Raw genomic sequence first — 23,886 nt, 5'->3', positions numbered from 1 at the left:
AAAAAGCATTATCTGTAAATCAACCGTAAACTTACTTCGGATTAAGGAAACGTTGATAAGTGTTTCCTATTGAATGCATTGAAGATTGTTACTTTGATTTCAATCTCCAATTAATGTAAAAAAAGCGGCTCTGAAGTTTTACTTCTAAAAAAGAACTTCTGTCTCAGTTTTTAGAGTAATTATTTGAATTAGCTATCAACATTCAGAGTCGCACATTACATAATCTAATATGCCATATAATTCAAGACGATAAGCTGCGTGAAGGTGCTAGCAATTCTTTTTAAATTTGAAATAGAGTATCGGTTTAAATTCAAAATCAATCAATTTATAACTGTTTTGAAGTAGAAATGATACTGAAGAGCATATTCTATACTTTGGAAAGAAGTGATTTTTCTTGTTTCAAAGTTTTCTGAACAAGAATAGATTCCCAACTTATGTCTGAGACGTAATTGATAACCAGCCTATTAAAAATCTGAGGTTGCTCCACATTTACCACATGGCCGCAATCTTCTATTGTGATTAAGCTTGACTTGGTATGTTTATCGACTATTTTTTTTACAGATGGAAGAAAAAGATAATCTTCTCCTCCCATAACATATAACGTTGGAATTTTAATATCTGCAGTTCTAAAAAAACGAAGTAAAGGATTTATTTCAGCTGTCAATTTAAACCATCTGATAAACTCTTTTTGGTATAACTTTTTAGCTTCTCTCACAAAAAGAAGTCGCGATTCTTTGTGATTTCTATTGGGCATGATTACAAAAGCAAAGAATTTATAAAGCCATAAGTAAGGCACTATTGACTTAAAAATAATTCCCAAACGAATCAAAACTTGTGATCTAAAATTAAGCTTCATTATTGCCCCACCCATGATCATGCTTTCAACCATATTAGGATAACGCTCTGCTATATTTCGAATAAGAATAGTACCTAAGGAGATACCCACAAAATGTGATTTCTTAATTTTTAAATGATTCACAACTTCTACAATATCATCAGTAATTGAATCAAATGTATATTGATCATTAAAGGCATCTTTTAAAGTAGGCTTCGAGTTTCCGTGACCGCGTAAATCAAGAAGAAGAACATTAAAATGTTTTCTGAACTCACGCACTTGTTTGAACCAAATAGAAGAACTACCTCCCGCTCCATGAACGAAGGTCACCCAAGTGGTAGATTCTTGATGAGTATATGTAGTGTAATTTAACAAAGTGCTCTCTCTTGTGTTGCTAAAAAGTCAACATCGCAAGGTATAAAAACTTTTATGAGAGATTTCCCTTTTAACTGATTATTTAACAGAATCATCGAATGGCAATATCATCGTTAGATTGCGAAACTGTTAAGAAAACTTCAAAAGAACTGATTTATAGTCAAATATGACGATTCTTTACGTCTAAAAATGCATTCTGCCCGTATCTTTATCAGAACAAAGTATTAAGACTATGGAAAATCAATATTGCAAAGTAGGTGCAGTTACACCTATGAATAACGGAAGACAAGCTGTTCACCTTTTGGAATATCAGTACCAAAATTTTATGGAAAGAGCATCAACCATTAATGATGCAAAGCTCGTAGAGTATTTTGAAGGTAAAGCTCAAAAAATCAAAAAGATACTAGAAAATTTGGTGTGACTATTTTGGTTTCCCCAGCTCCCCCCGCATTTGGACTTGAATTTTTTTAGCACTTTCTGCAGCAGCTTCTGCAAAATCTCGATTATCAGAAGAGTATATAATTCCCCTAGAGGAATTTATGAGCAATCCCACTTGATTGTTCTTTCCGTATTTGCATACTTCTTCTAAACTACCACCTTGTGCTCCCACTCCAGGAACCAATAAGAAATTATCGGGTACCAATTCACGTATTTCTTTCAAAAAGCTAGCCTTTGTAGCTCCAACTACGTACATTAAATTTTCTGCACCTTCATAAGCCTGTGAAGTTTCTAAAACTGTTTTATAGAGCTCTTGTCCATCTAACATCTTCGTTTGATAGTCGTACGCTCCTTGATTAGAGGTCAAAGCCAACAAGATGGTGTGCTTATTTTTAAATGCTAAGAAGGGTTCAACGGAATCTTTACCCATATAAGGAGCAATCGTAACAGAATCAAACTCCAAATCTTCAAAAAAGGCTTTTGCGTATCGTGTAGAAGTGTTACCTATATCTCCCCGTTTTGCATCAGCTATTGTAAAAATTTCCGGATGATTAGTATTCAAGTATTGAATTGTCTTTTCCAAAGCCTGCCAACCTTTGATGCCGTAAGCCTCATAGAACGCTGTATTTGGTTTATAGGCAACACACAAATGATGGGTAGCATCAATAATTGCTTTATTGAAAGCAAAAATAGGATCTTCTTCTTCTAATAAATGAGCGGGAATTTTCTCCAAATCGGTGTCTAAACCAATGCAAAGAAAGGACTGTTTTTTATGGATTTGCTGTACTAACTCTTCTGTAGTCATAAATGTATGTCTCCTCGAGCGCAGTCGAGAGGTTTTCACCTAGCGTGTCCGTCAGTTCTCGACTGCGCTCGAACGGACATTAAAAATATTAAAAAGTCTCAGAGGCTTCTTTCAGTTTCTCTGTATTCTCAACAGCTCTCAATTCTTCTACTATTTTTTTAATATCACCGTTAATAATATTCTGCAAATCATAAAGTGTGAGTCCGATGCGGTGATCTGTAACTCTGCCTTGCGCATAGTTATAAGTTCTGATCTTTGCAGAACGGTCACCACTACTTACCTGAGAATTCCGTTTCGCTGCATCCTCTTCTTGCTTTTTAGCAAGTTCTAAATCATACAAACGCGAGCGTAAAACTCGAAAAGCTTTGTCTTTATTTTTATGCTGAGATTTTTGGTCTTGACATTGTGCTACCAAGCCTGTTGGAATATGCGTCAAACGAACCGCAGAATAGGTGGTGTTCACCGACTGACCTCCAGGACCAGAAGAACAGAAAAAATCAATACGAACATCTTTCGGGTCAATCTGTACATCAAAATCCTCTGCTTCAGGAAGCACCATTACTGTAGCGGCACTTGTATGCACTCTACCCTGCGTTTCTGTTTGTGGTACTCGTTGCACGCGGTGCACACCTGCTTCAAACTTCAAAGTCCCGTAAACATCAGCTCCAGAAACTTCAAATTGAATTTCTTTATAACCTCCACTAGTTCCTTCACTTAAATCAATGACATTGGTTTTCCAACCTCTTGATTCGCAATATTTGGTATACATACGGAAAAGGTCTCCAGCAAAAATACTAGCCTCATCTCCCCCAGTTCCAGCACGGATCTCCATAACCACATCTTTGGCATCTTCTGGGTCTTTCGGAATTAACATCAACCTTATCTCTTCTTCCAACTTGGGGATGCCTTCCTTCGCTTCATCCAATTGCATTTTGGCCATTTCAACCATTTCAGGATCACTACCATCTGCAATAATTTCCTCAGCTTCTTCAATATTACCAGTTAATTCCAAATATAAATCTCGCTTTGCGACAAGGTCTTTAAGGTCGCTATATTCCTTTGTTAACTTTACGTAGCGCTTCTGATCTGATATCACATCAGGTTGAATAATCAGGTCAGAAACCTCATCAAAACGTTGTTTTACAATGTTCAATTTATCTATCATAATCTAACATCACTTGGATTGCGAATTTACAATAAATTTGTACATTTAAAGATATCGGTAGAATTAGATGCAGCACATTTTTAGTTTAAAAACACTTCAACTAGGATTTCACTTTTACAGGAAGTTTCTCCTCACTAGCCTACTGGTCACAGTATGGTTTTTGTTTTTAAAAATGTCACTATTATTGATAATTTCTTTGAAATTTTTGCTCTTCGGAATTTTGTTGGCAGCTCATATTGCCCCAGGTTTACGACAAAAGTTGATTTTTTATAAAAACTTCGGAATTTCATCGGTTATTCTTTTTCTTACCGCTTTTATTTTTGATACCATTTTTGCAGTAGTAATAGTTCTAATACAGAATCAATTTTGAAAATAGAAATTGATAGTGTTGAACTTAACTTTGACGACAAGAAGATACTTTATGGGGTGTACCTAAAAGCAGAAACTGGCAAAGTAACAGGAGTTTTAGGAAGAAATGGATGTGGAAAAACATGTCTTTTACGGATTCTCTTTGGCGATTTAAAACCAAAATATAAAAACGTAAGAATAGATGAAAAATATCTAAAAACTAACTTATTTAAGACCGGAAAAGTTGCCTATCTTCCTCAGCATCAATTATTACCAAACAATATTTCTCTTAAAAAGGTCTTTCATTTATTTCTATCAGACTGGAAGATTTTCACAAGCATCTTTGAATCTTTTAAAATCCACGAAAACAGTAGAACCAATGAAATTTCTTCCGGAGAACTTCGAGTTATTGAAACCTATCTTATTCTAAATTCTGGAAAGGAGATTATTTTATTAGATGAGCCCTTTTCCTTTATAGCTCCGCTTTATATTGAAAAATTCAAAACCATTATTCAAGAGAAGAAAAACAAAAGTGCCGTACTGATTACTGATCATTTTTATCGCGAAATTTTAGATGTTAGCGATACGATTTACCTCATAAAAAATGGGTCTTCCAAACTGATACAATCAAGGCAAGATCTCGAGAATGAAGGATATATCAGTTTTAATTCCCTACAAAAGTAGTCCCAAAAGAAACGATAAATGCGTTCAATCCGTCGCTGCGATCATATTTGTTAACTCGAAGATCTAGGGTCTTCAATCCGAAAGTGAGGATTTTGGTTTTCGTGAAAATATCTTTGTAGCGAATTCCCATTCCATATTGATTCGCGTTATAGCCTGACAAATCATAGTCGGAAGTATAAAACTCGGTCGTTGATAAAGCCACATCTTTCGCATAAAAATAATCTGCGGCTGTTTGTTTGTAATAACGATAAGAAGGATAAACCGTAAATTTATCGCTTAACTTTATAGGCACTTCCAAGTTCACTGTATGGGCGGTAATTCCCCAATTATCTGTATAAAATCTGTAATAACTCCGAAGAACAAATCGATCATTTATATAATAATTTAATCTAGCTCCAATTGGTATTTTAAAACGAGCATCTGGTAATCGCTCAACGTCATCCGCTAGTTGAAAATCTTCGATAAAGAAGTTTGATGCATCCCCAAAATACACGCGTTGAAACGGAGTACTCAGCAATCCGCTTTGCGAAACCAAATCCATAAAAATTGAACCTTGTAATCGCTTGCTTAGAATTTGAGAAAGACCTAATGAAACAGAATATGAGTTTCTAGTTTCTTTTTCAAACACATTAAAATTAGGGGTGTAAATGCCAACTCCTGTGATGCGAGAGTCGAAAAACCCGTCTCTCAATTCAACAGGATACTGAGGATTCCATTTGTCCAAATACACTTGGGCGTTTATCGAAAATTCTGTATTCTTTTCATTAAATAATCGTGTATAGCCTCCTCCAAAACCTACCGAAAAATAATCGTACTCAGCAGAAACATATGCATTGGCATTTACGATAGTATTGCGATCATCAGAACTATGAGAATAGCTAGGATTAAAATAAGAAAGCACATCTTGACGAGAAGCCCCAGAAGAAGCACTAAACGGACTCGCATTCCGATTCACGTCGCCATCAAGAGGATTTACATTACTAGACGAGGCAGAAGTATAGGCAGATATGCCAGCATCTACCGTAATTATATCATCTTCACCTATCGGAATTCGAACGACGATACTTGAGGTAGCATCTGTTAATTCTTCAGTACCTTCTCCTCCGGTAACCGCTGCATTTTTGCCATCTTGACCGTAGTAACTAAATAACAGGTCAATTTCAGCAGCTTCTAAAACTCTTTTTTTATATGAAGTATCTTCTTGGGTGAATCCAAAAAATGTACTGAGGATAGATAGAAGAAGTAGTTTTTTTTTCAAATGTCTCTTGTTTTTGGGTTCAGATAACCAAATGTTTTTAAGAATGGAGACCCTTCGGCTGTGCTCAGGGTAAGTTCTGTGAGTTTCTTTTGCTGCGTTATCTTACAAAAGACCTCACTTAATTACATCCGCAACCTCCCCCACTTTTTCCACCATTAGCACCTGCAGCAGCCTCACGATAAATCTGAAAATTGGTTTCGAAACGCTCCATTCCTTTAGCCGATAAAAGCATTTCTTCATCGTTTATGTATACTTTTTCATACTCCTTTACTGCTACACAAGATGTTACAAATAATGCCAGACAAATAATCAAAAGTGCTTTTTTCATAAACTTAAAGTTAAGGATCTCTCTCAAACAATATTCCATCGCTCTTGTGCGTCTTATTAAAATTATCAAACAAAATCACTTCAACACCATCTAATTGATTAATCAGAAAGAGACCGGCTTCTTTGCCCATAATAAAAACTGCAGTGGCCAATGCATCACAGAATTCAGCACTTTTAGCAAAAATGGAGACTTGACGTATACCAGAAGAAGGATAACCCGTTCGAGGGTCTATAATATGAGAATAACGTTTGCCTTTGAATGTTACGAATTTTTCATAGTTACCTGAGGTGGCGACCGAAGATTCTAATATCGGTAACCAGGAAACAATTTTGTCCTTTGCTAATGGGTTTACGATACCAATGATCCATTTTTTACCCGTGACATCTGTTCCCCAAGTAGACAAATCTCCTGCGGCATCAATAATGCCACCAACTACTTGCCTAGAAACTAAAAACTCTTTCGCTTTATCGGCAGCATATCCTTTTCCGATTGCTCCAAAAGAAATTTTCATTCCCTTATCTTTCAAAAAAACAGTTTGCTTTTTAGAGTCAAGTATTATGTTTTCATAGCCAACTTTATCCACAGATTTTTTAATCTCTTCAGGACTCGGCATTTTCGTCATTTTACCATCAAACTTCCAGATTTTGTCCATAGAAGAATATGATATATCAAAAGCTCCATCGGTCAGCTCTGAAATCTGCTTACATCTTTCAATTAGTTTGTATAATTCTCTGCTGACTTTTACAGGCTTGATTCCCGCGTTTGTATTAATCAGGTAGGTTTCTGACTCTTTATCCCATGAAGAAATCATCTTTTCAATTCTTGTGATTTCTGCTATTGCCTCTTCGATATTTATATAGCCAAGCTCTTCATTCGGAGTTACCACAGTGATTTCAAATCGACTTCCCATCAACTTTAAAGTCTTCTTAACCGTAACTAGCTCACGCTGCTGAGCGTATCCCGTTAGGAAAAGAAAACTAAAAAATATTATCGCTAAGGTTCTCACTCTAGGCAATTTTTTAATAGAGCAATGTATTCAGGAGGAGCTACTTTCTCATACCCAATTTTACCCAAAACTTGCTCTTCAGAGTTTAATACGACCACAAGTGGAAAATGTCCTTTGGAATTAAAACGTTCTGCCAAGCTGGCATTCTGTTCCGCTAAATGTTCAGGTAATCTGTTTACTTTCTTTCTAGGAAAGTCAGCTTTATAAATAACAAAATTCTCCTTGGAGTATGATTTGAACTCTTCTGATTGCCAAATAGTTTTATCTAATTTGATACATGGTGCACACCAATCTGAGCCAGCAAAAACCAAAATAATTGGTTTGTCTTCAGAAGAAGAGGAAGCCAGTGCGTCGGTATAAGTTGCTTTCCAGTCTTGCGCAAAAGTGCAAACTGAAAAAAGAAATAGTAGTATTGGGGCAACTATTTTCACAAGAAACGTTTTAGTGTCTATTCAAAAACCCGAAGAATATCTCCGTTAAGTTCAGTATTGTAAATTTTTAATGTTTTAGCAGGATTGCTACCAATTTGGTTCAAAGGAGTACCATTTTGCTCAAATTGTGAACCATGCACATCACAGTAAAAAATACCCCCTTGTTGATTTACAAATCGAACTTGATCATATGCTTCATGACTACAAACTTGACTCGCCGCGATATATTGACCTTCTAAGTTCTTAGCGATAACGACCAACCTTTTTAAAATAAAGCCTCCATTTTCACCAAGATTAGCTGCTTCAGCAGATGTTAAATCAATTGTAAAATCTACATTGGTAGGTTCAACAACAATAGTTCCGTTTTGATTCTCATCTTTCGAGCATCCATGCACACATGGAAAAGTAAGTGCAAAAGCCGCACCTGCTCCTAAGGTTCTTAAAAACTGTTTTCTTTCCATAGTAAGGGACATTTACTATACAAAACGCAGTATTCAGGCTATTCGTATACCCTAGTAAACAAAGGTTCCGAACTCACTTTTTATAGTAAGCTTTTTCGAAGGATTCTCCTCTACCCTACCAATGATTTTAGCATCTACATTAAAACTGCTCGATATGTTAATCAAATCTTGTGCCACAGCTTCATTAACATACAGTTCTAAGCGATGCCCGCAATTAAAAACTTGATACATTTCTTTCCAATCTGTTCCGGACTGCTCTTGAATTAGTTTGAATAAAGGTGGAATCGGAAAAAGGTTGTCTTTGACAATATGGAATTGGTCTATAAAATGCAATATTTTGGTTTGAGCACCTCCACTACAATGTACCATACCGTGTATATCTTCGGATGTATATTTCTCAAGGATTTTCTTTACAATTGGAGCATAAGTTCTAGTTGGAGATAATACCAATTTACCCGCATCTAATGGAGAACCCTCAACAGTATCGGTCAACTTAGTACTACCAGAATACACCAAGTCTTCTGGAACCGAAGCATCAAAACTTTCCGGATAGATCTCAGCCAAATATTTAGAAAAAACATCGTGACGGGCAGAGGTTAATCCGTTACTTCCCATTCCACCATTATACTCCGTTTCATAAGTAGATTGACCAAAAGAAGCCAAACCTACAATAACATCACCTGCTTGTATATTGGCGTTGTCAATTACATCACTTCTTTTCATACGCGCGGTAACTGTTGAATCAACAATAATAGTTCGTACTAAATCACCCACATCAGCTGTTTCTCCCCCTGTTGAGTGAATCGTTATTCCGTGATTTTTTAAGTCAGCAATCAGTTCTTCAGTGCCATTTATAATAGCAGATAAAACTTCCCCTGTAATCAAGTTTTTGTTTCGCCCGATAGTGGAAGAAAGCATAATATTATCCGTAGCTCCAACACAAATTAAATCATCAATATTCATGATAAGAGCGTCTTGAGCAATACCTTTCCAGACTGAAACATCTCCTGTCTCCTTCCAATACATATAGGCTAAAGAAGATTTTGTTCCGGCACCATCGGCATGCATAATCAAGCAATAATCATCATCATTGGTTAAATAATCTGGAACTATCTTGCAAAAAGCCTTAGGGAAAAGTCCTTTATCAATATTTTTAATAGCATTGTGAACGTCCTCTTTCGAGGCGGAAACACCTCTCTGATTATATCTTTCACTATGGGATGAGCTCATTCTTCGAAGTTTGTGGCAAAAATAAGTGAATTGCCTAAATCATTTAGGATTACTTGGGCCTACTTTATAAACAAAAGCTCTCTATATTTTGTTAACGGCCATAATTGATCATCAACCAATTGCTCAAGCTTATCAGAATGCTGGCGAATTTCATCAAAATAAGGCTTAATATTTTCGGCATAGGCAAATGCTTTCTTATGACTATCAGTCAACTTATTTGCCTTCTTTCTAGCTTCCGTCATTGCATCTGTTTTCTTTTTAAGGGCAACAATATGCTCTGCAATTTGCTCGATGATATTTGATTGTCCTTCAGAAAGCTTTTTATGAGCAGCGCCATAGATGTCTTTTAGACCTAAAACATTTTTAATTAGCTTATTTTGATAAGTGATTGAAGCGGGAATAATATGCCCGTAGACCAACTCACTAAAAACGCGCCCTTCAATTTGCAAGTGTAAAATATAAGCTTCCAGCTCGACCTCTTGTCTTGCCTTGACTTCAATTTCGCTCATCACTTTCATCGACTTGAAAAGATCTAAACTTTCCTTTGAATTCAGTACTTGAAGTGCTTCGGGTGTGGTTTTATTATTGCTTAATTTTCGTTTTTTAGCTTCTTTTTCCCAGTCATCGCTATACCCATCACCGTCAAAGCGAATTCTTTTAGAGGTTTTAATGTATTCTCTAAGGACATTAAAAACCGCCTCATCTTTCTTTAGATTTTTCTTATCTACTAAAGCATCTACCTCTTTTTTAAAGGCTATTAATTGCTTCGCGACTATTGTATTTAGAATGGTCATTGGCTTCGCGCAATTCGCCTTTGAACCAACACCGCGTATTTCAAATTTGTTTCCGGTAAACGCAAAAGGTGATGTTCTGTTGCGATCTGTATTATCCATCAATATTTCAGGAATCTTACCAACTACATTCAATTTGAGTTCTGTTTTTTCTTCTGGGGATAGTTTTCCTTTAGATACCCCCTCCAACTCATCTAAAACCCGACTTAGTTGTGTACCAATAAAAATAGAAAGAATAGCCGGTGGTGCTTCATTAGCACCAAGTCTGTGATCATTTCCGGCGGAAGCAATAGAAGAACGCAACAACTCTTCGTAGGTATCGACTGCTTTAATGGTATTAATAAAAAAGGTTAAAAATTGGAGGTTCTTCATAGGTGTTGAACCCGGACTCAATAAATTAACTCCCGTGTTGGTAGCCAATGACCAATTGTTGTGTTTACCTGAACCATTGATACCAGCAAAAGGCTTTTCATGAAAAAGGACCTTGAAGCCGTGTTTGTCAGCAATCTTATCCATGACATCCATGAGCAATAAATTGTGATCTACTGCCAAGTTCGCTTCTTCAAAAACAGGGGCCAGTTCAAACTGATTTGGTGCTACTTCATTGTGTCTTGTCTTTACTGGAATGCCCAACTTCGTGCATTCCTTTTCGAGATCGCTCATAAAACTTAAAACCCTTCCTGGAATAACTCCAAAATAGTGATCATCTAACTGCTGGCCTTTCGCGGCTGCATGTCCAACTAAAGTTCGACCTGTCAGACTGATATCAGATCTTGAATTCGCGAGCGCTTTGTCTATTAGAAAATACTCTTGCTCCCATCCTAAAGTAGCATTTACTTTTGATACATTTTTATCAAAATATTTTGCTACGGCTGTCGCAGCCTCATCAACAGCATGTAAGGCTCTAAGCAATGGAGCTTTATTATCCAAAGCTTCTCCCGTATAGGAAACAAAGATTGTTGGAATACACAAAGTAGTCTCATAAATGAAAGCTGGTGAGGTAGGATCCCAAGCTGTGTAACCTCTTGCTTCGAAGGTATTTCGTATTCCTCCACTCGGAAAACTAGATGCATCAGGCTCTTGCTGAACTAACTGCCCACCACCAAACTTTTCCAGAGCTCTTCCGTCTGGTAATAAATCAAAAAAAGCATCATGTTTTTCAGCTGTCGAACCTGTAAGTGGTTGAAACCAATGTGTATAATGAGTAGCGCCCATACTAATAGCCCAACCTTTCATTGCCTCCGCAACTTGATCTGCCATTTTACGGTCAATTTTTGATCCGGAGAAAATGGCACTTTGAACACTTTCAAGTGCATCTTTTGTAAGATACTGGAGCATTCTTTCCTCATTAAAAACGTTTTGAGCAAAAAGCTCTGAACGCCTTCCTTCTTCTTTAATATTGATTCGTTTTCTTTTCTGACTTTCTATAATAGCTTCAAATCTTGTTCTTGACATAATTCTGGGCGCTTTGAGATATCTAATTTTTTATTGATCTGACAAAATTAGCATCTATTATTAACTATTTTACAAATTACCCTATAAAATTTGGGGTTAATGGGAAAAATTATAACTTTTAACAAAAATACCCCCATGAAATTTTAATACTTCGGCAAAAAACATATTTTTGCTTGTCTTTTTAAAATTCGAAAAATTAACGAACCCTATTATGAGTAAATCTAAATTAGAGTACATCTGGTTAGACGGTTACAAGCCAACCGCTAACCTTAGAAGCAAAACGAAAGTCGAAGAAGATTTTAGCGGTAAATTGGAAGACTGCCCGATGTGGTCTTTTGATGGAAGCTCAACCAAACAAGCAGAAGGTGGATCTTCTGACTGTTTGTTAAAACCGGTTGCTATATATCCTGATCCAGCACGTGAAAATGGATTCTTAGTAATGACCGAAGTATTAAATGCTGACGGAACTCCACATGAATCAAATTCAAGAGCAACTATTGACGATGGTGATAATGATTTCTGGTTTGGGTTTGAACAAGAGTATTTCATTATGGATACAGCTACGCAATTGCCTTTAGGTTTTCCTGTAGGTGGATATCCTGGACCTCAAGGAATGTACTACTGCTCTGTAGGTGGAAAAAATACACACGGAAGATCATTTGTTGAAGAGCATGCTGATTTATGTATCGCTGCCGGATTGAACTTTGAAGGTATCAACCAAGAAGTTGCTAGTGGGCAATGGGAATTTCAATTATTCGCCAAAGGAGCTAAAAAAGCGGGTGATGAAATCTGGGTTGCGAGATATTTATTAGATCGTTTGACGGAAAGCTACGGATGGTACATTGAATACCACCCAAAACCAGTTAAAGGTGATTGGAATGGTTCTGGTATGCATGCTAACTTCTCAAACACAACTTTGAGAACTTGCGGTTCTCAAGAAGTATATGAAAAAATATGTGAAGCGTTCAGACCAGTTACTGCAGAGCATATTGCGGTTTACGGTGAATTCAATGATCAACGTTTAACTGGACTTCACGAAACTGCTTCCATTCATGATTTCAGCTATGGCGTATCTGATAGAGGAGCATCTATTCGTATTCCGATTATTACGGTTGAAAAAGGATGGAAAGGCTGGTTAGAAGATCGTAGACCGGCTTCTAACGGTGACCCATACAAAATTGCAGCTCGAATTGTGAAAACAGTGAAAACAGCTGACGTATAGTTAGATTAAATTGTTGTACTAAAAACCGCCTTTAACTAATTAGAGGCGGTTTTTTTGTTTATTTTTTTCAGAGGCGTATTCATCCAAAATTCATCTAAATTTTTTGGTTTTACAACAGGTTGGTTTTTGAAAATAGGCCTGGTTTTGTTCAAATACAAACTGTCCCTTGGACTTTTACTATTTGATTGCACTCTTTGCACGAAGAATTCACGGAACTGATTTACATTCTTATATTCAAATTGGTTTATCACATTACCCATTTCATCGGCAATATCAACGAAAGAAAAATGAATGAGACCATAAGGAAGCTGACCATTTTCCTGATATATCTCAGTTAGCTCTTCATTTATTGTCTTGAACGATATTGAATTTGGATATAAATAGACTTCATTACCAACTGGTCTTAGCTCCTTTATTTTTACCTTTTTCCCCTTATATTCCATCAAATAGTTTCCTTTTTCTTTTGCGGATAGAAATGTGGGAGGCTTGTTAAACTTAATCACGAAACGCTTTGATTCTAAATCAAAATCAATACTTTCCACCTTAAGTTTTGCAATTCTCACTTGAAATATATTATGAAAAGATATGTAATTGGGAAACATCTTATCATCTTCAGCACGATATTCTACGGATACTTCAAAAACCAATTTTCCTTTTTTTAAATATTTACCTTTTCTATCTGAATTATGATCGTATAACTCATACATAAACTTATGTATGGCATAGTTTGTTTGAGAGATATAAATTTTACCCTTTGCTGAAAAGGCCGAGTTAAGCACTTCTCCTGTAAACGCTGGAATTCGTAGTCTACCCTTTTCAAGATTTAAAACGAACATCTGCTCCCCATTGAAAGAAACATCCCGTTCTTTTGAAAAACTATGATTCTTTAGTAGGTCTTTATTAAACCTATTCACAAACGAAAAGGTTTTCACACTAAAATTTCGTATCGCATCATGCATTCTTAATATACTAAACTCGTTTCCACCAAAACTATCTAAGTAAGCATTTTGAATTATTTTACTGCGATTGGCATAATCGTATGGTTTTGAAGCAATTGAATCTCTTGGGAAATCTGTATTTCTTACATAATCGTAGAGTTTCACTTTGGTACTTGCCAAATCATTATTTTCGAAACCCTGGTCGAACACCTTTACTATAGCTTCATTCAAATTAGTATACTCATTGTTTTTTAATTGATAGTCTCTGTAATAACCTACAGTAGCAAATGGTTGCAAAGGGTAATTATCTGGTATGTACTTAATAGCGCGTCTAATAATTTGTCTGGGAGATGGCTCTCTATTTCGTTTGCCCAAGACAACGGCTTCATTAAGTTCTAATAAAGACGGCGCAAGCAAAATACGATTTGTTGTAATTAATGATAGCTCATCTATGGAAACTGCTTTATTTTGATATCCCAAACAAGAGATTAACAACGAATCACCAAGCCTATCTAATTTTTTGGGAAATCGAAAACTGCCATCTTGGTTTGAAATCACACCCACTGCCCTATTTTTTATCTGAATGGTTGCAAAGACAACTGGTTCATTATTTTTCTTATCGATTACAAAACCACGAATAAATTCATCGCTTTGCCCAGACAATGATGCACCGAAGGCCAAAAGAGAAAAACATAAACCAAAGAATTTTCTAGACATTTAGCTAATTTTTAATATTCTGAAGTGGTGTATTCATCCAGTAATCCTTAAAGTTCTCTGGTTTCTTCATTGGTTGACCATCGAAAATGGGCTTGTCATTAAACATAAAATCAGCATTTTGAGATGGTATACCCTTCACCTCTATACGTTGCACGAAAAACTCACGAAACTGATGATAATCCTTTGTTGTCCATTGTCCAATCGAATTACCATCAACATCCTTTATGCCCTTAGCCTTTACTTTAAATGTTTCTTCATTTAAACCACCATCATTAGCCACATCTTCAATTTCGTTCATTAAGAGAATCTGTCTTCTGGTAGCAGTTTTGGGGTAGAGAATTACCTTATCATCGGAAACAGAAAAACCTGCGAGGGTTATTTTTTTTCCTTTAAAGTATAGGCTAAATTGATCAATGTTCTGAATTTGATTGGCACTCAAGAAATTATTAAACGTAAGTATAAACCATCTTCTTTTCACAAATTGTTCACGCACCTTGAAATAGGTAGACATGTCATGACGAATCTCAACAAAATTTAATCGGAGTTTTGGTGGCTCCCAAAGTTTGAATGAATTATGAAACGAGATATAATTTAAATACATCTTATCTCCTTGCCTTTGGTATGACGTATTTACTTCGAACATTAGCTGATTTTTATTCTTCGCTTTATCAATTGAATTCGCTTTTCTCTCAGAAAGCCTATCATAGACCGCATATTCTAATTTATGTATTGCAAAATCAGATTTTGAAATAAACAAAACCCCATGAGCTGTATAACCAGAAATACTTTTTTCAAATCTAATTTTATAGAGCACTTCGTCTGAGATAAAGGAATCTTCTTCAAAGTAGAATTTGTGTTCCTTTAACAAATCGGAATCAAAACGATGTACGAAAGAATGTGAATCAATATTGTAATTCCGAATGGCATTGTGAACTCTTAGAATTGTAAATTCATTTCCTCCATAAGATTTCAGAAATCCATTATCTATTATTTTTGCCCCTTCTTTGAAGTCATAATCATATGGCATTCTAGCTAAGGTATCTCGTTCAAAATCTGTATTTTCTTTATAATCATAAATAAGAACCTTTGTTGTGGAAGAATCAGTCGCCTTGAAACCTTGGTCGAATACTTCAAATATGCCCTCATTAAGATTGACATAGGCCTCATTGTCAATTTGATAATCTCGATAATATCCGATTTGCGAATAAGGATTGGTAGGGCTATTTTCTAATAACCTATCAATCGCTTTTTTTACAATCTCTCTCGCGGAAAGCTTTCTTCGCCGTTTTTTTCGTGCGGAAACTATGGCTTCCTCTAGCTCCAAAATTGCCGGTTGCAGTCGCACATTGTTCAATTCATAAATTGAAAAATCTTGAATCAAAATCTCTTGCGTTTGATACCCCATAGATGATATTTCAATAATATCACCATAATCTTTATACTTCAAAGGAATTTTAAAACTACCATCAATGTTAGATATAATACCCAAAGCCCTATCCTTTATGCGAATATTTGCAAAGGCAATCGGCTCATTGTTTTTCTTATCGATTACAAAACCACGAATAAATTCATCGCTTTGGCCAAACAATGATGCACTGAAAATCAAAAGAGAAATACAAAAACAGATAAGTTTTCTATACATATGGTTAATTCTTAATATTCTGAAGTGGAGTGTTCATCCAGTAATCATCAAAATTATCTGGCTTCAAAATAGGTATATTGTCAAATATTGGTTTGCGCATATCCATAAATCTAGTATTAACAGGCGAATTATTCTCTGGCTTTATCTGTTGAACAAAAAATTCTCGAAACTGGTGGTAATCTTTATTTGTCCATTCATCTATATAATTGCCCTTTGTATCTTTTAAATCGCTAAGCTTTATCTTCAATATTTCTTCACTCAAGCCATTACGTTTCGCTACTAATTCAATCTCTTCTAGTAATTGTATTTGCTTCTCGGTATTTGCTTTAGGGTATAATATCACCTGTTTATCTGACAATAAAAGCCCCTTTAAAGCTATCTTTTTACCTTTATAACTTAGATTAAACTTATCTATATCGTCTACGTGACTAGCATTCAAAATTTCATTGAAGGTTAAGACTATCCATCTCTTCTTCATTCTTAGATCCTTCATTTTATAGTAGACAGTTTTGTCAAAACGAAAATCCACATATTCTAATTTTAGTTTAGGTGGTTCCCACAACTTGAATAAATTGTAAAACGAGATATAACTGAGGTACATCTTATCACCCGTCTTTCGGTATGAGGTATTGGTTTCAAAGACCAGTTGTTTCTTACTCCCATTTTTATCCTCAACACCGGCTTCATTTTTTTTTGCGTCATCATAAACGGCGTATTCCATTTTGTAGATAGCGTAGTCATCTTTAGAAATATATAAAGCCCCATAAGCACTATGTCTAGGAAGGTTTTTTCTAAAACGAATTTTATAAAGCGCCTGATTTGCAATGAAAGAATCCTCATCTCGAGAAAATGTATGATTCTCTAACAAATCCGTATCAAAGCGATGTACAAAAGAATAGGAATCGATTTTATAGTTACGAATTGCATTGTGAACCCTCAGAATTGTAAATTCATTACCTCCATAGGCACTTAAATATCCATTATCAATTATTTTCGCTCCCTTCTTAAAGCTATAGTCATAGGGCATTCTCGCCAAGGTATCTCTTCTAAAATCATTGTTTTCTTGATAATTATATATGGATACTTTTGTGGTTGATGAATCCGTTGCCTTAAAGCCTTGGTCAAATACCTCCAATATTCCTTCATTCAGGTTCACGTAGGCTTGCTTATCTTTTTGATAATCTCGGTAATAACCGATTTGCGAATAGGGCTTGGTAGGATAATTTTCAAATAACCTATCTATAGCTTTTTGCACAATATCTCTTGAGGAAAGCTTCCTTCTCCTTTTTTTTCGTGCGGAAACTATGGCCTCCTCCAGCTCCAAAATTGCCGGTTGCAGACGCACATTGTTCAATTCATAAATTGAAAAATCTTGAATTAAGATCTCTTGGGTTTGATAACCCATAGATGATATTTCTATAATATCACCGTATTCTTTATACTTTAAAGGAATTTTGAAACTACCATCAATGTTAGAAATAATACCTAATGCTCTATCTTTTATACGAATACTTGCAAAAGCAATTGGTTCTTGATTTTTAGCATCCAATAACTTACCGACGATATAATCTTGTTGTTGAGAAAAAGAGGTGTTTGAGATGAATACTAGAAATAACGAGAAGACTATTTTGAGTAGTTGTTTTTCCATATTAGCGGCTGGTTATAGAAGGGAATAATTCCATAGAACAAGCCACAAAAATTATACCATTGGCATCTAAAACCTATTGAATCGTAAAATAGACAAACGTGAAATAAACACCCAAAAGAACTAAACCATCACGCCAACCTAAACGAAGCTTATTTGGCAGAAAAACTAATGGAAGAACTAAGAAAGAAATACCTAGCATCCAAAAAATATCATTAGTTAACAATCCTTCATCCATGACTTTGATGGGCGTGATTATTGAAGTTATACCTAACACCGCCAATAAGTTGAAAATATTTGAACCTATAAGATTTCCAAGTGAAATTGCTTTCTCTTTTTTAATAACAGCAATTATTGACGCCGCCAATTCAGGAATACTTGTTCCTATCGACACTATTGTAATTCCTATAATACGCTCACTTACACCATAAGCGGATGCCATTCCAACAGCTCCTTTGATAAGTAACTCTGATCCTCCCCAGAGCCCTAATCCACCTAAACCTAGAAACAAAACCGTTTTGTAGAGTGGTAGCGGAACATCGTCTTCAGGAAGTTCATCTACCACCGCTGTTTTTTGAAAACGCAGTAGGTATACCAAAAATAAAAAGAGAAAAACGACCATAATAATTCCCTCATATTGCACAATTACGCCATCAAAATAAATGAAACCAAAAAACAAGAAGGAAGCAATCATCATTACGGGCCAATCAGTAGTATAAAAACTCTTATTGACATCAATACTGCTGAGTATAATTGTTACCGCAAGGACCAAACCTAAATTTGCAATATTAGAACCGACAACATTACCAAGCGCCAAATCGGGGAAACCGTCTAAAGCTGATTTAATACTAACTATGAGCTCTGGAGCAGAGGTAGCAAAAGAGACCACAGTCATTCCAATAACAATCTTGGGAATGTTTAATTTAAGGGATAAGGCTACTGCAGCTTTTAAAAGCCAATTGCCCCCTAAAATTAATAGGACAAGACCTGCAAGTATAAAAAGGGGGTTTTGCATTGGTTAGTTTTGGTAAAGATAATGGAACAATTTAACTTAAATCGTTAACTATTTAATGTTGTGTTACACCAAACTCCTGCATAAATAGTTAAATAACTATAAAAATAGTTGTTTAACTAAAAAAATAGTGATATGTTTGATTTCAAATTAGAACTATCATGCAAAAACTGACCAATAAGGAAGAGGAAATCATGAAAATTCTTTGGCAACTTGAAAAAGCATTCGTCAAAGAAATTCGTGCAGAATTAACGGGCGACAAACCCCATTACAATACTTTATCAACAATTGTAAGAAATCTCGAAGACAAAAAATATGTCGGTCACGAAGCTTTCGGAAATACACATCGATATTATCCTTTGATTTCTAAAGATGCTTACCGAAAAAAGTTTATCAACTCAAGCATGTTAGATTACTTTGACAATTCGTATAAGAATCTTGTATCTTCTTTTGCTAAGGAGGAAAAAATTTCGATTAAAGAACTGAAAGAGATAATTAACCTCATTGAAAATAAAAAATAATGGAAGCGTTTTTTGTACATCTTATTAAGTCATCTTGCATTCTTTTTCTTTTTCTGCTTTCCTATTATGTATTCTTGAAGAAGGAAACCTATTTTGCGAGCAATCGTTTGTTCCTAGTCATCGGGCTCATAGCTTCGCTTCTTCTACCTTTTATCAGTTTTACGAAGACCGTTTATGTTCAAGCAGCTCCAATTTCATTCATGGAATTGTCTGAAACCCCATTAAGTACAACCAACACTGCACCTACTGAACCTTTTGACTGGACTCTTTTTTTTCTTATTGTTTACGTAGTCGTTACGATTTATTTGACTGTCAAACTAATACTGCAGTTGCTTGCTATTCAGAAAATCAAACGAAGCAGTCAAATAATTCCAGAAGATTACTACTACCACGTTCAAACTGCGAAAGACATTTCTCCTTTTTCTTTTTTCAAGTATATTTTTTACCATCCAAATCAGTTCTCAACCAAAGAATTGAAAACCATTATTTCTCATGAGAAGGTTCATGCCCGTGGTATGCATTCGGTGGATATTTTATTGACGGAACTAGTATGCATTCTACAGTGGTTCAATCCTGTAATATGGATTTACAAGATCATGGTAAAACAGAATTTGGAGTTTTTGGCAGATTCGAGAACTTGCAGATATGGAGAAGACAAACGAAACTATCAATATCTCATGCTCAAACATGCCACTGGAAATCACAAAATAAATCTAGTTAACCCATTTTTTAATTCAATCATCAAAAAACGAATAGTCATGTTAAATCAAAATCAATCACAACGTATCAATCTTCTCAAACTTCTTATTGTACTCCCATTCTTGGTTGTATTCTTAGTTAGTTTTAATACTAAGGAAGTTGTTAAGTTTTCTGAAGAATCCGTTCTTTCAAACTTTGAATATTCAGAAGTTCCTACTTTCAAAAGTCCACTGAAACAAGGTGACATTATAAGAATATCATCTGGCTTTGGTCCCGCAGAAAGTCCTTTTACCAATACAATTGAAAACCACACCGGGATAGACCTTGTTGGACAAGTTGGCAAAGAAGTTAGGGCGAGTTATACCGGCGTGGTAAAAGTTAGTAGCAATGACAATACCAAAGGCAATCATATATTGATTGAGCATGAAAACGGCTACAGCACAAAATACTTGCATTTAAAAGACAGATTGGTCGTTGAAGGCGATAAAGTCGACGTCGGTGAAACCATCGGTCATCTTGGAAATACAGGAAAGTCAACCGGACCTCATCTCCATTTTGAGATTTTAAAATCTGGAAAGGCCATTAACCCTGAAAGCCTGATTCCATTCAAAACAGGTAACACCCATGCAGAAACTGGTACAGATACCGAAAAAAAGATTGAAATTCGAATAGACAAAGACACTTCGAATGAAGAGCTTAAAAAAATAAAAAAAGACCTCTCAGAAAAGGGCTTTGATTTTTCCTATACGGTTGTCCATAATGACAAAAACGAAATTATAAGCCTATCAATAGATGTGCGATCTAAGAGCTCTAAAAAACAACAAATGAGCGGTTCTTCAACTTTCTACAATGATGAGGAGCCCATTGATCCTGTCACCTTGGTAATGGACGATGAGAACACAATGTTCTTTATGGGAGATAGCAATGCAGAAGTGATGCATGAAGAGGATGACCATTCTGTCTGGGTACATCAAGGTGATTCAAAAATTAGAACGGTTAAAATAACTGAAGAAAATGGCAAGAAAACCATACGTGTGAATGGCAAAAAGGTAAGTGAAGACGAGTATGACCAATTAAATGAAGGGGATTCAGACGGTCATCTTATCAAAATCAAAAGTTCTAAAAAAGGTGATCATAAAAATGTCATGATCATTAAAAAAGATGCTGATGATGATATGGAATGGATTGAGGAGGATGGAGATTCGGTTTTCTTTTTGCACGATGAAGGAGATATTGAACCTATCTTTTACATAGACGGAAAACAAGCCACAAAAGAAGAATTTAAAGCGCTCTCAAAAGACGAAATTGAGAAAATTGAAGTCTCTAAAGGCAAAAGTGCTTTGGAGAAATATGGGGAAAAAGCTGAAAACGGAGTTGTAGAAGTCATCACCAAAAAGAACTAAAAAGACCCTCTTTTGACATCAAGTTAGAGAAACATGAACCGACTTTTTTAAAGTCGGTTTTTTTATTTCCCGAAATGAAATCATTAAAAAGAAGCCTTTTTAGGCCCAAAACTCCCTTGCTAATCAAAAAAGCATTCAAAACACCTCTACAATTATTATATTCTATAATAACTTAAGTAATTTATACTTACAATTTATAACTAGCATCAAGATAAATATAAAAAGAATATAACATATATCGTTTTTTTGATTCCAATAGTGTATTCACTTGTATTGATTTAGGTCAAAATAGTTGCAAGTGAACAATTTTTAGATATATCTTATTTGGATAATCGATTATGTACAACTATTTGTTAACCTTAAAAACCTCTTGTTATGATTACACTAGCTAAAGTTTTGTTGTTCTTGTTGTTATCCTTGATCACGATAATAGCTTAAGTAGAATCATATAGGCCTATATAAATGAAGGGACCGCCATATGGCGGTCTTTTCAATTCTATGATACCTCTTAACTTGCTATATTTGTGAAAACCAACTAAATGAAAAAGTCCTTTTACAAATTTTTAGCAAAGGCGAACAAGCTACTTCTCCCCTCTTACACTAAAAAGAGATTAGATTTGGCCAAGGCTTCCAAATTTCAGCTAGCTATAATTGGCTGGCGTTATTTTGTTACTACAAAGGCTCTGGACTAATAATGCAAAAGGGATTTTACTTCGCATCCTTTTAGCTTGTCCTTTCCATTCAAGAAATCCAATTCAATTAAAAAATTGCATTGCACGATTTCTCCACCCATTTTTTCAATTAGCTTACGTACAGCCTCCGCAGTGCCTCCAGTTGCTAAGACATCATCATGAATTAAAATGCGTTCTCCTTTTTGGATAGCATCCTCGTGTATTTCTAAAATATCCTCTCCATACTCTAGAGTATAAACTTCACTAATTGTTCTGTAGGGAAGCTTACCTGCTTTACGTACCGGTATAAAACCAGCTTCCAATTTTGAGGCCAATAATGGAGCAAAAAAGAAACCTCTACTTTCCATTCCAACAACTTTATCAATTTTCCGACCTCCAACTAAATCAAACAAAGAATTAGCAGCTCGTTTCATCGCTTTCGCATCCTTTAATAAGGGTGTTATATCTTTAAAAACAATCCCTTCTTTGGGAAAATCTTTTATATCGCGTATGTAGCTATTAAAATCCATTTCTTTTGTCAGTAGTTATTTTGCGTTAAAAGTAAAAAGAAATATATTTGCAGCCCTTTTAAAAGGGAAAAACGGCCTCGTGGCGCAACTGAATAGCGCACTTGATTACGGCTCAAGAGGTTACAGGTTTGAATCCTGTCGAGGTCACTTAGAGCGAAAAGTCTGCACGAGAGTGCGGACTTTTTTTATTTATATGAGTGTCGGAAGTGATACACTTCTGTAAACGGATAGAAACAAAAAAAGTAAATCGCTTTTTCTGCGATATAAACTTTTCATTGTAAGGTGCGAACTTAAAGGATATTAAATTCTGTCGGAGTCACTTATGGCAGTATATTATTTTGCCGAATATACTCCCGCAAGTCCATCAACTCCGGAAAATCATACATCATCTGAATTTTTTTATCTATCATCGATGTCCCCTCCCGCTTCACATCTTCAACCACAAAAGTGGCGAAAACCTCAGCAATATCTTCACGCGGACTAGTTGCAGCATACTCTGAAATAAAACGATCGCCATACTTGTCGTAGAATGAAGATTTGGCAGCTGCAGTATTATCAAGTCCATTGAATTCTTCCCCAATATCGGACCAAAAACTGTTATAAAATGTGTTCATATAGGAGTCCATTTTAGCACATCCCTTGCTAACATAATAATTTGTACAATTATCAGGTATGATGCCGGGAGTAAGTTGCTCATTGTTTAAAGTCAAAATGTGTCCAAACTCATGGATGATGGTGAAAACCAAATCATCTTCAAAATCAAATCCCTTCTCATAAGCATAGTCAATGGCGATTGCAAATTGCCATTTTGACAAATTGTTTATAGTTGAATCTACGAAGCCTGATGTATTTGTTTTAGCACCATGATAAATTAAAAATTGACTCATTTTTGAGCGGTAATATGGTGGAATTATCTTTTTAACCAGCGCCCAAAGTTCTTCATGTTTGGATACATCATTTTGAAGTTCAAGTAATTCTCCTTCAACTTCATAATCTTGAATCTTTATAATATCTTCACCTTTAATCTCGTATAAGGTGATTTTATCTTCTTGAATCAGTATTTCGGTTTTATCCGAATTCTCCAAAGAATCAGTACTATTTTCTTCTCCAATTAGTAATTGAGGCGGTTCATAATAATCACATGAATTTATGGAAAGTACCATGACAAATACCATAGCCAAACCAACCAGTTTTCTGGTAGTCTTCATAAGTAGGGTTTTAAAGATTTGGGGCTTACAATATTAAATTGTAAGATTTAACCTACTTATAACGAAGA

22 protein-coding genes and 1 tRNA gene are annotated in these 23,886 nt (G+C 35.5%); 7 read left to right on the top strand and 16 right to left on the bottom strand.

All coding sequences use genetic code 11. The annotated features are described in order from the left end of the window. Positions 1–367: 367 nt before the first annotated feature. Positions 368–1,210 (bottom strand): alpha/beta fold hydrolase, encoded by an 843-nt coding sequence (locus ACKWCD_RS13245; protein WP_413984439.1) that lies wholly within the window; start codon positions 1,208–1,210, stop codon positions 368–370. A gap of 232 nt (positions 1,211–1,442) precedes the next feature. On the opposite strand from ACKWCD_RS13245, the gene ACKWCD_RS13240 reads away from it, so the two are divergent. Beyond that, positions 1,443–1,631, top strand: a complete 189-nt coding sequence (locus tag ACKWCD_RS13240; RefSeq protein WP_413984438.1) for a hypothetical protein — start codon at positions 1,443–1,445, stop codon at positions 1,629–1,631. Here the strand turns inward: ACKWCD_RS13240 and pyrF are convergent, their stop codons facing one another. Then, entirely contained in the window at positions 1,632–2,453 is an 822-nt protein-coding gene (gene pyrF / locus ACKWCD_RS13235; RefSeq protein WP_413984437.1) for an orotidine-5'-phosphate decarboxylase, read from the bottom strand. Between the two features lie 88 nt (positions 2,454–2,541). Continuing rightward, positions 2,542–3,618 (bottom strand): peptide chain release factor 1, encoded by a 1,077-nt coding sequence (gene prfA, locus ACKWCD_RS13230; protein WP_413984436.1) that lies wholly within the window; start codon positions 3,616–3,618, stop codon positions 2,542–2,544. Positions 3,619–3,984: 366 nt separating this feature from the next. Here prfA and ACKWCD_RS13225 point away from each other — a divergent pair, with 366 nt between their 5' ends. Continuing rightward, on the top strand, positions 3,985–4,650 hold the full coding sequence (locus tag ACKWCD_RS13225) for an ATP-binding cassette domain-containing protein (protein ID WP_413984435.1): 666 nt from the start codon (positions 3,985–3,987) through the stop codon (positions 4,648–4,650). On the opposite strand, the gene ACKWCD_RS13220 is transcribed toward ACKWCD_RS13225, so the two are convergent. From ACKWCD_RS13220 to ACKWCD_RS13190, 7 genes are all read right to left on the bottom strand, one after another. Beyond that, positions 4,631–5,908, bottom strand: a complete 1,278-nt coding sequence (locus ACKWCD_RS13220) for a DUF3570 domain-containing protein (protein ID WP_413984434.1) — start codon at positions 5,906–5,908, stop codon at positions 4,631–4,633. The two genes, ACKWCD_RS13225 and ACKWCD_RS13220, sit on opposite strands and share 20 nt — an antisense overlap. A gap of 118 nt (positions 5,909–6,026) precedes the next feature. After that, positions 6,027–6,236: a DUF4266 domain-containing protein gene (locus tag ACKWCD_RS13215; protein ID WP_413984433.1), complete on the bottom strand. Its 210-nt coding sequence runs from the start codon at positions 6,234–6,236 to the stop codon at positions 6,027–6,029. Between the two features lie 10 nt (positions 6,237–6,246). Next, positions 6,247–7,242: an FAD:protein FMN transferase gene (locus ACKWCD_RS13210; protein ID WP_413984432.1), complete on the bottom strand. Its 996-nt coding sequence runs from the start codon at positions 7,240–7,242 to the stop codon at positions 6,247–6,249. Continuing rightward, positions 7,239–7,673 carry a thioredoxin family protein gene (locus ACKWCD_RS13205; RefSeq protein ID WP_413984431.1) on the bottom strand — a complete coding sequence of 145 codons (435 nt, stop codon included), beginning with the start codon at positions 7,671–7,673 and terminating at the stop codon, positions 7,239–7,241. Before ACKWCD_RS13205 ends, ACKWCD_RS13210 begins: the two co-directional genes overlap by 4 nt. Before the next feature lie 17 nt (positions 7,674–7,690). Next, on the bottom strand, positions 7,691–8,134 hold the full coding sequence (locus tag ACKWCD_RS13200; RefSeq protein ID WP_413984430.1) for a QcrA and Rieske domain-containing protein: 444 nt from the start codon (positions 8,132–8,134) through the stop codon (positions 7,691–7,693). A 51-nt stretch (positions 8,135–8,185) separates the two neighbouring features. Further along, positions 8,186–9,364, bottom strand: coding sequence for an AIR synthase related protein (locus ACKWCD_RS13195; protein WP_413984429.1), 1,179 nt, complete (start codon positions 9,362–9,364; stop codon positions 8,186–8,188). A gap of 59 nt (positions 9,365–9,423) precedes the next feature. After that, a complete protein-coding gene (locus tag ACKWCD_RS13190) occupies positions 9,424–11,610 on the bottom strand; it encodes a glutamine synthetase III family protein (RefSeq protein ID WP_413984428.1) in 2,187 nt (728 codons plus the stop codon). 211 nt (positions 11,611–11,821) lie between these two features. Here ACKWCD_RS13190 and ACKWCD_RS13185 point away from each other — a divergent pair, with 211 nt between their 5' ends. After that, positions 11,822–12,832, top strand: coding sequence for a glutamine synthetase beta-grasp domain-containing protein (locus tag ACKWCD_RS13185; protein ID WP_413984427.1), 1,011 nt, complete (start codon positions 11,822–11,824; stop codon positions 12,830–12,832). Positions 12,833–12,867: 35 nt separating this feature from the next. Here ACKWCD_RS13185 and ACKWCD_RS13180 read toward each other — a convergent pair whose 3' ends face one another. From ACKWCD_RS13180 to ACKWCD_RS13165, 4 genes are all read right to left on the bottom strand, one after another. Beyond that, positions 12,868–14,487, bottom strand: a complete 1,620-nt coding sequence (locus ACKWCD_RS13180; RefSeq protein WP_413984426.1) for a carboxypeptidase-like regulatory domain-containing protein — start codon at positions 14,485–14,487, stop codon at positions 12,868–12,870. Between the two features lie 4 nt (positions 14,488–14,491). Next, positions 14,492–16,129 (bottom strand): carboxypeptidase-like regulatory domain-containing protein, encoded by a 1,638-nt coding sequence (locus tag ACKWCD_RS13175; RefSeq protein WP_413984425.1) that lies wholly within the window; start codon positions 16,127–16,129, stop codon positions 14,492–14,494. 4 nt (positions 16,130–16,133) lie between these two features. Further along, positions 16,134–17,777 carry a carboxypeptidase-like regulatory domain-containing protein gene (locus ACKWCD_RS13170; RefSeq protein WP_413984424.1) on the bottom strand — a complete coding sequence of 548 codons (1,644 nt, stop codon included), beginning with the start codon at positions 17,775–17,777 and terminating at the stop codon, positions 16,134–16,136. Between the two features lie 73 nt (positions 17,778–17,850). Further along, positions 17,851–18,789, bottom strand: coding sequence for a calcium/sodium antiporter (locus ACKWCD_RS13165; RefSeq protein WP_413984423.1), 939 nt, complete (start codon positions 18,787–18,789; stop codon positions 17,851–17,853). A gap of 158 nt (positions 18,790–18,947) precedes the next feature. On the opposite strand from ACKWCD_RS13165, the gene ACKWCD_RS13160 reads away from it, so the two are divergent. The 3 genes from ACKWCD_RS13160 (at position 18,948) to ACKWCD_RS13150 (ending at position 22,101) form a co-directional block, all read left to right on the top strand. Further along, positions 18,948–19,307 (top strand): BlaI/MecI/CopY family transcriptional regulator, encoded by a 360-nt coding sequence (locus tag ACKWCD_RS13160; RefSeq protein ID WP_413984422.1) that lies wholly within the window; start codon positions 18,948–18,950, stop codon positions 19,305–19,307. Then, complete coding sequence (locus ACKWCD_RS13155; protein WP_413984421.1) at positions 19,307–21,409, top strand: peptidoglycan DD-metalloendopeptidase family protein; 2,103 nt, start codon at positions 19,307–19,309, stop codon at positions 21,407–21,409. The genes ACKWCD_RS13160 and ACKWCD_RS13155 overlap by 1 nt, the downstream gene beginning before the upstream one ends. A gap of 539 nt (positions 21,410–21,948) precedes the next feature. Beyond that, entirely contained in the window at positions 21,949–22,101 is a 153-nt protein-coding gene (locus tag ACKWCD_RS13150; RefSeq protein ID WP_413984420.1) for an SsrA-binding protein, read from the top strand. On the opposite strand, the gene ACKWCD_RS13145 is transcribed toward ACKWCD_RS13150, so the two are convergent. Further along, positions 22,098–22,610, bottom strand: a complete 513-nt coding sequence (locus ACKWCD_RS13145) for an adenine phosphoribosyltransferase (RefSeq protein WP_413984419.1) — start codon at positions 22,608–22,610, stop codon at positions 22,098–22,100. The genes ACKWCD_RS13150 and ACKWCD_RS13145 overlap by 4 nt on opposite strands. Positions 22,611–22,683: 73 nt before the next feature. On the opposite strand from ACKWCD_RS13145, the gene ACKWCD_RS13140 reads away from it, so the two are divergent. Then, positions 22,684–22,757, top strand: a tRNA-Arg gene (locus ACKWCD_RS13140). A gap of 173 nt (positions 22,758–22,930) precedes the next feature. Here ACKWCD_RS13140 and ACKWCD_RS13135 read toward each other — a convergent pair. Beyond that, the gene (locus tag ACKWCD_RS13135) at positions 22,931–23,818 is read right to left on the bottom strand and encodes a zinc-binding metallopeptidase (protein ID WP_413984418.1); all 888 of its coding nucleotides are present in this window, start codon (positions 23,816–23,818) and stop codon (positions 22,931–22,933) included. Positions 23,819–23,886 lie beyond the last annotated feature (68 nt).

This window comes from Maribacter taeanensis, from assembly GCF_047345145.1.
Classification (GTDB): domain Bacteria; phylum Bacteroidota; class Bacteroidia; order Flavobacteriales; family Flavobacteriaceae; genus Maribacter_C.
The sequence above is the reverse complement of the archived record's forward strand: the minus strand, read 5'-3'. Positions and strand labels throughout refer to the sequence as shown.

Coding starts and splice junctions, on each gene's coding strand:
- ACKWCD_RS13145 (WP_413984419.1), bottom strand. CDS start 22,610: ATGGATTTTAATAGCTACATACGCGATATAAAAGATTTTCCCAAAGAA.
- ACKWCD_RS13215 (WP_413984433.1), bottom strand. CDS start 6,236: ATGAAAAAAGCACTTTTGATTATTTGTCTGGCATTATTTGTAACATCT.
- ACKWCD_RS13180 (WP_413984426.1), bottom strand. CDS start 14,487: ATGTCTAGAAAATTCTTTGGTTTATGTTTTTCTCTTTTGGCCTTCGGT.
- ACKWCD_RS13165 (WP_413984423.1), bottom strand. CDS start 18,789: ATGCAAAACCCCCTTTTTATACTTGCAGGTCTTGTCCTATTAATTTTA.
- ACKWCD_RS13190 (WP_413984428.1), bottom strand. CDS start 11,610: ATGTCAAGAACAAGATTTGAAGCTATTATAGAAAGTCAGAAAAGAAAA.
- ACKWCD_RS13185 (WP_413984427.1), top strand. CDS start 11,822: ATGAGTAAATCTAAATTAGAGTACATCTGGTTAGACGGTTACAAGCCA.
- ACKWCD_RS13160 (WP_413984422.1), top strand. CDS start 18,948: ATGCAAAAACTGACCAATAAGGAAGAGGAAATCATGAAAATTCTTTGG.
- ACKWCD_RS13240 (WP_413984438.1), top strand. CDS start 1,443: ATGGAAAATCAATATTGCAAAGTAGGTGCAGTTACACCTATGAATAAC.
- ACKWCD_RS13170 (WP_413984424.1), bottom strand. CDS start 17,777: ATGGAAAAACAACTACTCAAAATAGTCTTCTCGTTATTTCTAGTATTC.
- ACKWCD_RS13155 (WP_413984421.1), top strand. CDS start 19,307: ATGGAAGCGTTTTTTGTACATCTTATTAAGTCATCTTGCATTCTTTTT.
- ACKWCD_RS13195 (WP_413984429.1), bottom strand. CDS start 9,364: ATGAGCTCATCCCATAGTGAAAGATATAATCAGAGAGGTGTTTCCGCC.
- ACKWCD_RS13135 (WP_413984418.1), bottom strand. CDS start 23,818: ATGAAGACTACCAGAAAACTGGTTGGTTTGGCTATGGTATTTGTCATG.
- ACKWCD_RS13150 (WP_413984420.1), top strand. CDS start 21,949: ATGAAAAAGTCCTTTTACAAATTTTTAGCAAAGGCGAACAAGCTACTT.
- ACKWCD_RS13175 (WP_413984425.1), bottom strand. CDS start 16,129: ATGTATAGAAAACTTATCTGTTTTTGTATTTCTCTTTTGATTTTCAGT.
- prfA (WP_413984436.1), bottom strand. CDS start 3,618: ATGATAGATAAATTGAACATTGTAAAACAACGTTTTGATGAGGTTTCT.
- pyrF (WP_413984437.1), bottom strand. CDS start 2,453: ATGACTACAGAAGAGTTAGTACAGCAAATCCATAAAAAACAGTCCTTT.
- ACKWCD_RS13200 (WP_413984430.1), bottom strand. CDS start 8,134: ATGGAAAGAAAACAGTTTTTAAGAACCTTAGGAGCAGGTGCGGCTTTT.